Below are 12,452 nucleotides of genomic sequence, written 5' to 3' on the forward strand. Positions count from 1 at the left end.
AACCTGCGACCAATTGATTAAAAGTCAACTGCTCTACCAACTGAGCTAACGACCCACTTTTACGCTGTTTTCACGTTGTTTGATATCCCGTGGCAACGGCGGCATATATTACTGATTTAAGAATTCAGCGCAACAAAAATTTCGATGAAGATCACTTAACTGCTTACGAATCATGCTGCACGACCAGAAATAACGCGATTTCTGGTCATGCGATAATCATCCCATCGAATTCAGACGTTTTTGCGCCTGCTTCGCACCTTCGGTGCCAGGGAATTTAGCAACCACCTGCTGATAAACCGCTTTCGCTTTCGCAGTGTCACCTTTGTCCTGCATGATGACGCCGACTTTAAACATCGCATCAGGCGCTTTTGGCGATTTCGGGTAATTTTTCACCACTGAGGCAAAATAAAACGCCGCATCGTCCTTTTTACCCTTGTTGTAATTCAGCTGACCCAGCCAATAATTTGCATTTGGCAGATAAGTGGAATCAGGGTATTTCTTCACAAAGTTCTGAAACGCAGCGATAGCGTCATCCTGACGAGATTGATCCTGTACCAGGGCAATGGCCGCGTTGTAGTCCGTATTCGCGTCACCGCTCTGAACAGGCGCTCCCGTCGAGGCCGAAGCATCTGCCGCAGGAGCAGGGGTTGACGTCGCCGCACCGCTCTGATCGCCTGCTGCTGGCTGCGCAGCTGCGCCACCGCTGCTGAGGCTATCCATCTGCAGCAAGATTTGCTTCTGACGTTCCACAACCTGGTTAAGCTGATACTGGCTTTCCTGAATCTGACCACGGAGAGAGTCAATATCGTTTTGGTTGTCGGAAAGTTGTTGCTGGAGTTGGGTTAAAAGCTGACTGTGAGCGTTAGAAATACGCTCGAGTTGAGTGACCCGGTCTTCTACCGAGCCTGAGCCGACACTACTGATTGGTGCCTGAGCAAAAGCGGCCCAGGGGGCCGCTATTCCAACCAGTAACGACAGACTCAACAGATGATGTCTGAAGTTACTGCTCATGCAATTCTCTTAGTAAACCAGTACGGCACGACGGTTTTTGGAGTAAGCCGCTTCGTCGTGACCCAGTACTGCAGGTTTTTCTTTACCGTAAGAAACGATGGAGATCTGGTCAGCAGAAACGCCTTTACCCTGCAGGTACATTTTAACGGCGTTAGCACGACGCTCACCCAGGGAGATGTTGTACTCTGGAGTACCACGTTCGTCCGCGTGACCTTCTACGGTGACTTTGTAAGACGGGTTGCTACGCAGGAAGTTAGCGTGAGCATCCAGCATCGCAGCGAAGTCAGAACGGATGTCGTATTTATCCAGATCGAAGTAAACGATGTTGTTCTGCTGCAGCTGCTGCATCTGAAGACGCGCTTGCTCTTCAGAAGACATGTTGCCATTGCCATTCGCGTCCATACCGGTACCGGCACCCATCATGCCTTCGCCGCTCTGGTCATTGCTTGCATTCTTGTTAGAAGAACACGCTGCGATTGCCATTACAGGCAGAGCGATCATCAGCCCCTTCAGCACTTTGTTCAGTTGCATTTCTATGATTCCTTTAGTAATCAATTAATTATTATTTACAGATACGGCGACCAGGCAGGTGATTTTACCTGTCCATCAGTTGCCGGAATACGCGCTTTGAAACGCCCATCTGTAGAAACCAGATTCAGCACAGATCCCATCCCCTGAGAAGAGCTGTAGATTACCATAGTGCCGTTAGGTGCCAGACTTGGCGTTTCATCCAGGAACGTTGACGACAGAACTTGAACGCCACCCGCTACCAGATCTTGTTTGGCAATGTGCTGCTGCCCACCGTTGGAGCTGACCATTACCATAAATTTACCGTCGCTGCTCACATCTGCGTTTTGGTTCTGCGAACCTTCCCAGGTAATACGCTGTGGAGCACCGCCGTTGACGTTCACTTTATAGATTTGTGGACGACCTGCCTGGTCAGACGTAAATGCCAGGTTCTGGCTGTCCGGGAACCAGGACGGTTCGGTGTTGTTGCTGCGACCATCGGTCACCTGGCGAATTTGACCAGAGCCAATGTCCATCACGTACAGGTTCAGGCTACCGGTTTTAGAGAGCGCAAACGCCAGTTTGGTACCGTCCGGAGAGAACGAAGGCGCACCGTTGTGACGAGGGAACGACGCAACCTGACGAACAGCACCGTTAGCCAGCGTCTGGATAACCAGCGCTGAACGACCGCTTTCGAAGGTAACATAAGCCAGTTTAGAACCGTCCGGAGACCAGGCTGGAGACATCAGCGGCTGAGAAGAACGTTTCACCAGGAACTGATTGTAACCATCGTAGTCAGATACGCGCAGCTCATACGGGAACTGACCGCCATTGGTCTGTACCACATAAGCAATACGGGTACGGAACGCACCTTTAATGCCGGTCAGTTTTTCAAATACCGCATCGCTGGCAGCGTGTGCCGCGTAGCGCAGGTACTGTTTAGTGACCTTGTAAGAGTTCTGTGCCAGAACGGTACCCGGTGCACCGCCGGTATCAACCAGCTGCCATGCAACGTTGTAAGAGCCGTCCGGGTTAGGTGTAACCTGACCAACAACGACAGCATCAATACCGAGTGCAGACCATGCGGCAGGCTGTACTTCCTGCGCGCTGCCCGGCTGCTGAGGCAGACGAGAACGATCTAATGGGTTGAATTTACCGCTGTTACGCAGGTCAGCCGCAACGATGCCACCGGCATCTTCAGGCGCAGCGCCAGGACCGGCCCACTGGAACGGAACAACACCGATTGGGCGTGCCGAATCCACCCCCTGGGTGATCTCGATACGTACTTCTGCGTGCAGTACTGCTGCCCACAGCATTAAAAAACCAAATGCTACACGTAATGCCTGCTTCATCATATCTCCCTTATCCGGGTAACCTTACCCACGATAATTTAGCAGAATGTTAACAAACCCAAATAGACAAAACTACTAAACACTCGTTAGGACAATAGACTGTTTTTCATACTTCCGTAAGGACAGTCGATTACAGTTTAAAGTCCAGTTTGGCATCTTTTATCCGTTCATAAACAGCCTCACTAGGCGGTTTAGGAATGTTCGCCGACCTTGCAGCGGCCAATGCTGCCTGACAAAGCGCAGGATCGCCCCCTTCAGAGGTCACGCTTTTCAACCTACCATCTGGCGCAAGGTTGATATGCAGTACACATTGTTTGCCCTGATAGATGCTTGCATCAAACAGGCGGTTCTGAATCGCAACCTGGATTTGCTTAACATAAGCGCTGATATCAGCACCCGTCGCCCCACCATTGGCACCAGAAGTACCACTGTCTTTAGAGGGCTGACCACTGCCTTTCGCACCACCGCCCGCTTTCGGCGCATTCTTACCAGAACTCAGGTCGCCCAGGAGATCGTCAACGCCAGCGGCATCCGCGGCTTTCTCAGCGGCGGCCGCTTTTTTGGCGGCGGCTTTCTCTGCAGCAGCTTTCTTATCGGCAGCGGCTTTTTCTGCTGCAGCTTTTTTGTCAGCAGCCGCTTTCTCGGCGGCGGCTTTCTTCTCTGCTGCGGCTTTTTCAGCAGCGGCCGCTTTTTCGGCTGCAGCCTTCTCAGCAGCAGCCGCTTTCTTCGCAGCATCGGCAGCAGCTTTCTTCTCTGCTTCCTGAGCGGCTTTCTTCGCGGCTTCCGCTTCAGCTTTTTTCTGAGCATCAGCAGCAGCTTTTTTTGCCGCTTCCGCTTCAGCTTTCTTCTGAGCATCAGCAGCGGCTTTCTTCGCCGCTTCGGCTTCAGCTTTCTTCTGAGCATCGGCTGCGGCTTTCTTCGCCGCTTCCGCCGCTAATTTTGCCTGGGCATCAGCTTGTGCTTTCGCGTCCGCCGCGGCTTTGGCTGCCGCGTCTTCCGCCTGCTTCTGCTGTTCCTGAGCTTTCTTCGCGGCCTCTTCAGCTTGCTTTTGCTGTTCCGCCTGCTCTTTCGCCGCTTCCTGCGCCTGCAAACGTTCTTTCTCAAGCTGCTTCAGTCGCTCCTGCTCAGCGGCCTGCTTTTCACGCAGTTCTTCCGCTTGCTGTTGCGCCTGTTTTTCACGCTGCTCTTCAGCCCGTTTTGCACTCGCCTTCTGCTGTTGCTCGCGGTTATAGTTCTGCACTACCGCACCGGGATCCACCATGACGGCGTCAATGGAAGAGCCTCCACCGCCGCCCGATGATGCATCAATGTGCTCGTCGAACGAACTCCAGATCAGCACTGCAAAAAGAATAACGTGCAGCACTGCGGAGACGATTATCGCTCGCTTAAGCTTGTCGTTCTGTTCGGTTGCCTTTGACACTATCGGTTCCCAAAAACTACGCAGATGATCAAATAGGCTGAGTCATTAAGCCAACTGACTTAACGCCCGCGCTATGTAGCAAGTTCAGCGCTTTAATAATTTCATCGTATGGTACGTCTTTCGCGCCACCGATTAAGAAGACCGTTTTCGGATTTGACTCCAGGCGTCGCTGCGCTTCAGCAATAACCTGCTCAGGTGGCAGTTGATCCATACGATCTTTTTCTACCACTACGCTGTATTGCCCTACACCGGAAACCTCAATGATGACCGGAGGATCGTCATTGGTGCTTACCGCCTGTGATTCTGTCGCATCCGGCAGATCAACCTCCACGCTCTGGGTAATGATGGGTGCTGTCGCCATGAAGATCAGCAGCAGTACCAACAGAACGTCCAGCAGTGGAACGATATTGATTTCGGACTTGAGCTCGCGACGATTTCGTCCACGCGATCTGGCCATGGTTTACCCCTTGTTACTCTCGGTACTGGTAAACGCCTGACGGTGCAGAATCGCGGTGAACTCTTCCATAAAGTTGTCGTAGTTCAGTTCCAGTTTATTCACGCGCTGGTTCAGACGGTTGTAAGCCATAACCGCCGGGATCGCCGCAAACAGACCGATAGCGGTCGCAATCAGTGCTTCTGCAATACCCGGGGCAACCATCTGCAACGTCGCCTGCTTCACCGCCCCCAGGGCGATAAAGGCGTGCATAATCCCCCAGACCGTACCAAACAGACCAATATACGGGCTGATGGAACCAACAGTCCCCAGGAAAGGAATATGCGTTTCAAGGTTTTCCAGCTCGCGATTCATGGAGATACGCATCGCACGCGAGGCACCTTCCACAACCGCTTCAGGCGCGTGGCTGTTTGCGCGATGCAAACGAGCAAACTCTTTGAATCCGCTATAGAAAATCTGTTCGGAGCCTACGAGGTTATCACGGCGTCCCTGGCTTTCCTGATACAGACGAGAAAGCTCAATACCCGACCAGAACTTATCTTCAAACGCTTCTGCTTCACGGCCAGCCGCATTGAGGATACGCGTTCTCTGGATGATGATGGCCCAGGATGCGATTGAAAAACCAATCAAAATCAACATGATAAGTTTAACCAGAAGGCTTGCCTTCAGGAACAAATCAAGGATATTCATGTCAGTCACTGCTTAAACTCCGCGACAATAGACTTAGGAAGCGCACGAGGCTTCATTATGGTTGGATCAACACAGACGATCAGGACTTCAGCTGAGTTCAGTACCGTATTTTCTGCATTGACTATCCGCTGCGTGAAAACCATTGAGGTTCCGCGCATTGATGTAATTTCAGTTTGGACTTCGAGCATATCGTCGAGTCTGGCAGGCGCAAAATACTCAAGCGTCATCTTGCGAACCACGAAGGCAACTCGCTCAGCCAACAGCTCCTGTTGACTAAAGTGATGATGGCGCAGCATCTCTGTGCGTGCCCGTTCATAAAAAGCAACGTAGCTGGCGTGGTAAACCACACCCCCGGCATCGGTATCTTCGTAATAGACACGAACCGGCCATCGAAACAGCGTTGTATTCACTTTACATCCCGGTAATGCAACAAAAGTTAGAGCTTTTAAACTTCGCTACTATACGCGCGGGAAAGATGGTTTGGAATGGGAGAAAGTAAACGGAGAGTAAATTTTTATGGGCCAGGGTAAGCCCATATCATTAACGGACATTTCTTATTCAGAAGAAGAAGAAAATCAAGCCAGCGAGAAGCACCAGATCGGCGATAAGTGGGCAGAAAATCCCCTGCCAGTGCAGCGCTTTCGGACGAAAGCCTACGCCGTGGATCACACCTGCGCACACCGCCCACATAATGAGGAAGCCGTGCCAGATCTCAAGCTCGCTGGTCTTCGCTGCAAAGCGCGAAGGGTCCCAGAAGATACAACCTGCCAGCAGTAATGCCATCACTAAAGAAAGCGCCCTTAACGGGCGCTTATCCATTACCGCGTAAAGCGTCGCGATAATGTTCATTAGTGTTTGTCTTCACCTGCTTTAGACGCTTCGACGTGCTCAAGCGCCAGGGCAGTAATGACACCAAATGCACAGGCAAGAAGCGTCCCTAAAATCCATGCGAAATACCACATATTCAGCTCCTTACTTAGTACAGAGAATGAGTGTTGCTTTCAATATCTTCTTTCGTGATACGACCGAACATTTTCCAGTAACACCAGGCGGTGTACAGCAGGATAATCGGTACGAACACGCAAGCAACATACGTCATCAGGTTAAGCGTCAGCTGGCTGGACGTTGCATCCCACATGGTCAGGCTTGCATTCATCATCGTGCTGGACGGCATGACGAATGGGAACATCGCGATACCTGCAGTCAGAATAATGCACGCCAGCGTCAGTGAGGAAAATACAAATGCCAGGGCACCTTTTTCCAGACGTGACGTCAGTATCGTCAGCAGCGGCAGCAACACACCCAGAGCCGGAATAGCCCACAGAACAGGCATATTGTTGAAGTTCACCAGCCACGCGCCAGCCTGTCGTGCCACTTCTTTCGTCAGCGGGTTAGACGGTGCCGTGTGGTTAATTGCAGACGTAATGACATAACCGTCGATACCGTACATCACCCATACGCCGGCCAGTGCGAAGCACACCAGGGTAATAAGCGCAGCAACCTGCGCCGTTGCACGAGAGCGAAGATGCAATTCACCTACGGTACGCATCTGCAGATAGGTCGCACCCTGAGTAATGATCATTGCCACACTCACCACGCCTGCCAGCAGACCAAACGGATTCAGCAGCTGGAAGAAGTTACCGGTGTAGTAAAGACGCATGTATTCATCGATGTGGAACGGTACACCCTGCAGCAGGTTACCGAACGCCACGCCAATCACCAGCGGTGGAACGAAGCTACCAATGAAGATGCCCCAGTCCCACATGTTGCGCCAGCGGGTGTCTTCAATCTTGGAACGGTAGTCGAAACCAACCGGACGGAAGAATAAAGAAGCCAGCACCAGAATCATCGCCACATAGAAACCGGAGAACGCAGCCGCGTAGACCATCGGCCAGGCAGCGAACAGCGCGCCGCCTGCGGTGATCAGCCACACCTGGTTACCGTCCCAGTGCGGGGCGATGGAGTTAATCATGATTCGACGTTCGGTGTCATTACGACCGAGGAAACGGGTGAGCATCCCCACCCCCATGTCGAAACCATCAGTGACTGCGAAACCGATCAGCAGAATACCGACCAGCAGCCACCAGATAAAACGCAATACTTCATAATCGATCATTTGATGACTCCTGTCTTAGCGTGCCGGCTGAGTAGTCGCACCGGACTGCTCGTAGTGATAGCGACCGGTTTTCAGGCTGCTTGGGCCAAGGCGCGCGAACTTGAACATCAGGAACAGTTCAGCCACCAGGAACAGGGTGTACAGACCACAAATCAGCAGCATGGAGAAGATCAGATCGCCTGCAGTCAGAGAGGAGTTCGCTACCGCCGTTGGCAGCACCTCACCGATCGCCCATGGCTGACGGCCATATTCCGCAACAAACCAGCCGGATTCGATAGCAATCCACGGCAGTGGGATACCATACAGCGCGGTACGCAGCAGCCATTTTTTCTCACCGATGCGGTTACGAATCACGGACCAGAAGGACGCCGCAATGATCAGCAGCATGATGATGCCGCAGCCCACCATGATACGGAATGCGAAGTACAGTGGCGCCACGCGTGGAATGGAGTCTTTGGTCGCCATCTGGATCTGCGCTTCCGTCGCGTCGGAGACGTTCGGGGTATAGCGTTTCAGCAGCAGACCGTAACCCAGATCTTTCTTCACATCGTTGAACTGGTCACGCACGGCCTGGTCGGTAGAACCCGCACGCAGTTGCTCCAGCAGCGCGTAGGCTTTCATACCGTTACGGATACGGCCTTCATGCTGCACCATCAGCTCTTTCAGACCCGTCACCTGCTTGTCGACGGAGCGGGTAGCAATGATGCCGAGCGCGTAAGGAATTTGAATGGCGAAGCGGTTTTCCTGTGCATCCTGGTCGGGAACACCGAACAGAGTAAAGGCAGCAGGCGCGGGTTGGGTTTCCCATTCGGCTTCGATAGCGGCCAGTTTGGTTTTCTGCACGTCACCCATTTCGTAACCGGATTCATCACCCAGCACGATAACAGAGAGGATTGCAGCCATACCGAAGCTTGCAGCGATAGCAAAGGAGCGCTTAGCAAACGCGAAGTCACGACCACGCAGCATGTAGTAAGAGCTGATGCCCAGTACAAACATCGCACCGCACACATAGCCAGACGCCACGGTGTGAACGAATTTAACCTGTGCGACCGGGTTCAGCACCAGTTCGGCAAAGCTGACCATCTCCATACGCATAGTTTCGAAGTTGAAATCAGACGCGATAGGGTTCTGCATCCAGCCGTTCGCGACCAGGATCCACAGTGCGGACAGGTTCGAACCGAGTGCCACCAGCCAGGTCACCGCCATATGCTGGACTTTGCCCAGACGGTCCCAACCGAAGAAGAACAGACCTACAAAGGTGGATTCGAGGAAGAAGGCCATCAGACCTTCAATGGCCAGCGGCGCACCGAAGATATCCCCAACGTAGTGAGAATAGTAAGACCAGTTAGTCCCGAACTGGAACTCCATGGTCAAACCGGTAGCCACGCCCAGTGCAAAGTTGATACCAAACAACTTGCCCCAGAACTTGGTCATATCTTTATAAATCTGTTTGCCGGAGAGGACGTAGACCGTTTCCATGATGGCCAGCAGGAACGCCATACCGAGCGTTAGTGGCACAAACAGGAAGTGGTACATCGCGGTCAAGGCAAACTGTAAGCGCGACAGTTCGACTATATCTAACATCATGACTCCTTGCTCATCGCATGAAGACTCCGAGAGTGAACCCCGTTAGAAAAGGATTCACACACATGCCCCAATACAAATTATTCGCATCCATGTCGTCGCGCTTAGCCTGAGAAAGGATAAAAGCAATGACGATAGGTTACAAATACGTTAATAAAAAACTCAAATTGATCCCGCAAATATAATACGCTGCAAAACCCTTACAATAAACAGGTTTTTATTGAATCACATTTACGTTTTTCGACGGCGATCAATTTATAGCAAAATTACCACTTTTCAGCCATTTTGATCGGGGACAATTTACCGCCTTTCGACACCTTTTTCCAAGGATTAAACTTTGATTTAAATCAAAAAGCACCGTTTCTGTTAACCATGTTTAAATGTGGTGTGAATGGTAAAAACCTTGTTAATGCTATGTGTACGACGAGATATTTGGAGTTATCAAAAGCAAGAAAGAATATAAACAGACGTGATTTATTTTAACGCTGAAGAACAACGCATCTTTACATTCGCGTTAACGTATAAAGGTAGTCGTCAGCGCGTTTTTTTTCCATTGTGCGACGACAGCCGCAGATAATTACATTTATTTTACCTGCGACACGCTTAAAATTAACACCTCAATGTGACTATTCAATAAAAAAGGCTGCCCTGCGTGCAGCCTTTTGTTCACTTCAGACGCTACCTTTCCGTTTTCAGGCTAAAAGTCCGCGATTGCCCAGGCCTGAACAGGCCCGTAATGCCCTTTTCTTCTCCCCTGCCTGCCAGCACCTGTTCATTTAAATCCGTCTCGCAACAGCCTTTAAGGGCCTGATTCCACGATAAAGAGGCATCACAGGACACAGATTCCGACGGATTGAACAGACGAAGGATAAGCGCGTCCCGATCCTCCGCCTTTTTTATCGCGCTCATAACACAGCCTGTCGGCGAAAGGGTCAGCAGGCTGTATCTATCCGGCGTGCTGAACGGCGCACGGTTAAGCTTCATGGCATCCCAGGGGATTTTGTTATAACACTGGACGGGGGTAAGCCACGCTTTCGCCTGCTGAGCAACGCCGGCGTTCTCGGGAGAGCCGCTAAAACTCAGAAGGCTAAAACGGCAATCGAGCCGGCCCCGAAGCTGCGAGTCCGGAACGGCCATTTTTATGCCGGACGGTCGGCCCGGGCGCAACAGCAAATCTTCCTTTCCCAGCACGCCCACACCGCGTAGAAGGGTCAGAGCAAACGCTTTTTCTGCCTCCCCCACCACTTCAAATTCGCGTAACCCTTCTGTGAACAGGGCGAGCCCGTTTCGTTCCTGCTGCAGCACGGCGTAGTTAAGTAAATTCCAGACGGGAACCGGTGCCTCTTTCCAGCCCTCTTCTTGCCAGTTAGCCATCGCGTCATCGCGAACCGGGCGCGTTATGGAGCCAAACTGCGTATCTGACAGTACCTGCTCCGTCATAAACGGCGTCGGGATAAGCACGCGGACCCGGTGATCGTCAGCCTGATTATCCAGACGCGCCACAACATCTACACGCCTGCTGTTATGGCTGAGAGTAACCTCAAATTCAACCGCAAGAGCGCCATTGCGCAGGTGGGCCGACCGCTCGACCAGGTTTGCCGGAACGGCGATGCGATGCTGGATCACCGCCCTGCTCTGCCAGGCTTCCTGTATCACCTCAACATGATGCAGCCCGTGCGCTGAAGTGAGCCGCCACTCTTCCCGGGAAGGCGAGTAGTCGTACTCATCGCCATCATCCGACCCCTCTTCAATTTCCAGTACGCGGTCATAAATAAGTCCGGATTCTTTATCACGCAGGCGCAGCGTGCCATCGTCATTTATATCAATTTGCCAGAAGGCATTTTCCAGCAGAGCATCCGTTTTTGCCCTCGCGGGAAGCCTCTTTTCAGGAGCCTGGGGCTCGATGTAAAGCGTGCGATATCCCATCGCGGGCAGGATCTGACAGATTTGGATATCAAACTCCATAAACGGATCGTAATTACCATAGTGCACGATTTGCCGGTCAATCAGCCCCGGGTCAATTTCCCGGGCGCTGCGAATAAAACAGGGGATCTCATTGCCTTTATCATCCCGCAACCGGAACTGGCTCGCGCGCAGACGAAGAGTGGTGTTAATCACCTCTTCACGGGGCCAGGGCATCAGATTGAACATCACCAGCTTGTCGGCCTCGCTTTGCGGCATATTGTCGACAATCTTGCGCATCGAGAAACGCGTGAGGTTATCGGCCATGTCTTCAGCGAGCGCAAACCGGGCCATAATCTCACGATGCACTTTGTCGCTGCAGCAGCAGCCAATACTGTCGTGAGCATGATTCTTGAGGATCTCTTTCCACATTTTCTCCAGCAAACCGTGGTGATACTCGAAGCCCAGCATCCAGGCGAGCGCCGCCAGCGGTTCGAGGATATTCACGATTTTGTTTTCAATGCGGGCATGGGCAATTTTGATGTCCATCCGTGTGGAGCCGATTGTCCGGTGTACACGCATGTATTTGCCGTCGATAAACTCCCCTTTCAGCGTCGCCAGTTCATCACGGTGCGCTTCAGTATGTTCAAAGACCTCCTCAAACCGGCTCATCACAAATTTCCGCTGCGGGTACATCTTTCGAAGGGTATCCATCACCGCGAAAATGTTCTGCTGGAGGGGCATCTGGTCGTGGCCGTTAGGCAGCAGAATCTCTTTCGTCACGGAAGCGTTCTCCAGCAATGTGAGCCAGGTATCGAGCCGTTTACGCAGCCCCGCTTCATCCTCCGGTAAGTACTTACCAATCGCGTAGCCCAGCGGTAGTACCTGCGCCGTGACTTCGCTGCCGTCTGCGCTCTGCCATAAAAATTCTGTTTTATCGGTGCCGTGACGCTCAGAACATCCGCGCCAGAACAGCGTGCGGGTGATACCAAAGCCGTTATAGATATGCGGAAGTTGCCCGGACATGCCAAACGAATCCGGCAGATACCCTATTTTCATCGGCTCACCGAATTCCATGCAGTCGCGCATCCCGTACATCAGATTGCGAACGATCGATTCGCCACTGACAATCGTGGTGTCGGTCTGGGTATACCACGGCCCGATAATCAGCTTTCCGCGCTCAACCAGCGCTTTTACCCGGGGCCGGTTGTCCGGCACGACGGCGAAGTAATCCTCCAGTACCGCGGTCTGTCCATCAAGAACGTAGTATTTATACTCTTCGTCCTGCTCCAGACGGGTCAGGATCTCCTCCATGTTATTGACCAAAAGGATCCGCGACGCTTCGGTGGTGAAATACCACTCACGGTCCCAGTGCATATGTGGCGTGATATGAACGCGAGATACAGCTTTCATCTT

12 protein-coding genes are annotated in these 12,452 nt (G+C 52.2%); all 12 read right to left on the reverse strand.

The genetic code is table 11. The features are described from left to right. Positions 1–216 precede the first annotated feature (216 nt). Positions 217–1,011, reverse strand: coding sequence for a cell division protein CpoB (gene cpoB / locus AAIR21_RS22080; RefSeq protein WP_040016950.1), 795 nt, complete (start codon positions 1,009–1,011; stop codon positions 217–219). A gap of 9 nt (positions 1,012–1,020) precedes the next feature. After that, on the reverse strand, positions 1,021–1,542 hold the full coding sequence (pal, locus tag AAIR21_RS22085) for a peptidoglycan-associated lipoprotein Pal (RefSeq protein ID WP_003858578.1): 522 nt from the start codon (positions 1,540–1,542) through the stop codon (positions 1,021–1,023). A 35-nt stretch (positions 1,543–1,577) separates the two neighbouring features. Beyond that, the gene (tolB, locus tag AAIR21_RS22090) at positions 1,578–2,870 is read right to left on the reverse strand and encodes a Tol-Pal system beta propeller repeat protein TolB (RefSeq protein WP_025204648.1); all 1,293 of its coding nucleotides are present in this window, start codon (positions 2,868–2,870) and stop codon (positions 1,578–1,580) included. Positions 2,871–3,000: 130 nt separating this feature from the next. After that, the gene (tolA, locus tag AAIR21_RS22095) at positions 3,001–4,290 is read right to left on the reverse strand and encodes a cell envelope integrity protein TolA (protein WP_183516524.1); all 1,290 of its coding nucleotides are present in this window, start codon (positions 4,288–4,290) and stop codon (positions 3,001–3,003) included. 28 nt (positions 4,291–4,318) lie between these two features. Beyond that, entirely contained in the window at positions 4,319–4,747 is a 429-nt protein-coding gene (gene tolR, locus AAIR21_RS22100) for a colicin uptake protein TolR (protein ID WP_014169185.1), read from the reverse strand. Positions 4,748–4,750: 3 nt separating this feature from the next. After that, entirely contained in the window at positions 4,751–5,443 is a 693-nt protein-coding gene (gene tolQ, locus AAIR21_RS22105; protein WP_014169184.1) for a Tol-Pal system protein TolQ, read from the reverse strand. Further along, positions 5,440–5,844: a tol-pal system-associated acyl-CoA thioesterase gene (gene ybgC / locus AAIR21_RS22110; RefSeq protein WP_014169183.1), complete on the reverse strand. Its 405-nt coding sequence runs from the start codon at positions 5,842–5,844 to the stop codon at positions 5,440–5,442. The genes tolQ and ybgC overlap by 4 nt, the downstream gene beginning before the upstream one ends. 148 nt (positions 5,845–5,992) lie before the next feature. Continuing rightward, positions 5,993–6,283 carry a cyd operon protein YbgE gene (ybgE, locus tag AAIR21_RS22115; RefSeq protein ID WP_020884961.1) on the reverse strand — a complete coding sequence of 97 codons (291 nt, stop codon included), beginning with the start codon at positions 6,281–6,283 and terminating at the stop codon, positions 5,993–5,995. Beyond that, positions 6,283–6,396 carry a cytochrome bd-I oxidase subunit CydX gene (cydX, locus tag AAIR21_RS22120; protein WP_014169181.1) on the reverse strand — a complete coding sequence of 38 codons (114 nt, stop codon included), beginning with the start codon at positions 6,394–6,396 and terminating at the stop codon, positions 6,283–6,285. The genes ybgE and cydX overlap by 1 nt, the downstream gene beginning before the upstream one ends. A 14-nt stretch (positions 6,397–6,410) precedes the next feature. Beyond that, positions 6,411–7,550, reverse strand: a complete 1,140-nt coding sequence (cydB, locus tag AAIR21_RS22125; RefSeq protein ID WP_014169180.1) for a cytochrome d ubiquinol oxidase subunit II — start codon at positions 7,548–7,550, stop codon at positions 6,411–6,413. A gap of 15 nt (positions 7,551–7,565) precedes the next feature. Further along, complete coding sequence (gene cydA / locus AAIR21_RS22130; protein ID WP_020884962.1) at positions 7,566–9,134, reverse strand: cytochrome ubiquinol oxidase subunit I; 1,569 nt, start codon at positions 9,132–9,134, stop codon at positions 7,566–7,568. Between the two features lie 678 nt (positions 9,135–9,812). Further along, positions 9,813–12,449: a mannosylglycerate hydrolase gene (gene mngB, locus AAIR21_RS22135; protein ID WP_020884963.1), complete on the reverse strand. Its 2,637-nt coding sequence runs from the start codon at positions 12,447–12,449 to the stop codon at positions 9,813–9,815. Between the last annotated feature and the right edge of the window lie 3 nt (positions 12,450–12,452).

The organism is Enterobacter sp. PTB, assembly GCF_051130085.1.
In the GTDB taxonomy this organism is placed as follows: Bacteria; Pseudomonadota; Gammaproteobacteria; order Enterobacterales; family Enterobacteriaceae; genus Enterobacter; species Enterobacter ludwigii.

Excerpts from the sequence above, each read along its gene's own strand:
- tolB (WP_025204648.1), bottom strand. The coding sequence starts at position 2,870 with ATGAAGCAGGCATTACGTGTAGCATTTGGTTTTTTAATGCTGTGGGCA.
- cydB (WP_014169180.1), bottom strand. The coding sequence starts at position 7,550 with ATGATCGATTATGAAGTATTGCGTTTTATCTGGTGGCTGCTGGTCGGT.
- cydA (WP_020884962.1), bottom strand. The coding sequence starts at position 9,134 with ATGTTAGATATAGTCGAACTGTCGCGCTTACAGTTTGCCTTGACCGCG.
- cydX (WP_014169181.1), bottom strand. The coding sequence starts at position 6,396 with ATGTGGTATTTCGCATGGATTTTAGGGACGCTTCTTGCCTGTGCATTT.
- cpoB (WP_040016950.1), bottom strand. The coding sequence starts at position 1,011 with ATGAGCAGTAACTTCAGACATCATCTGTTGAGTCTGTCGTTACTGGTT.
- ybgE (WP_020884961.1), bottom strand. The coding sequence starts at position 6,283 with ATGAACATTATCGCGACGCTTTACGCGGTAATGGATAAGCGCCCGTTA.
- mngB (WP_020884963.1), bottom strand. The coding sequence starts at position 12,449 with ATGAAAGCTGTATCTCGCGTTCATATCACGCCACATATGCACTGGGAC.
- tolR (WP_014169185.1), bottom strand. The coding sequence starts at position 4,747 with ATGGCCAGATCGCGTGGACGAAATCGTCGCGAGCTCAAGTCCGAAATC.
- pal (WP_003858578.1), bottom strand. The coding sequence starts at position 1,542 with ATGCAACTGAACAAAGTGCTGAAGGGGCTGATGATCGCTCTGCCTGTA.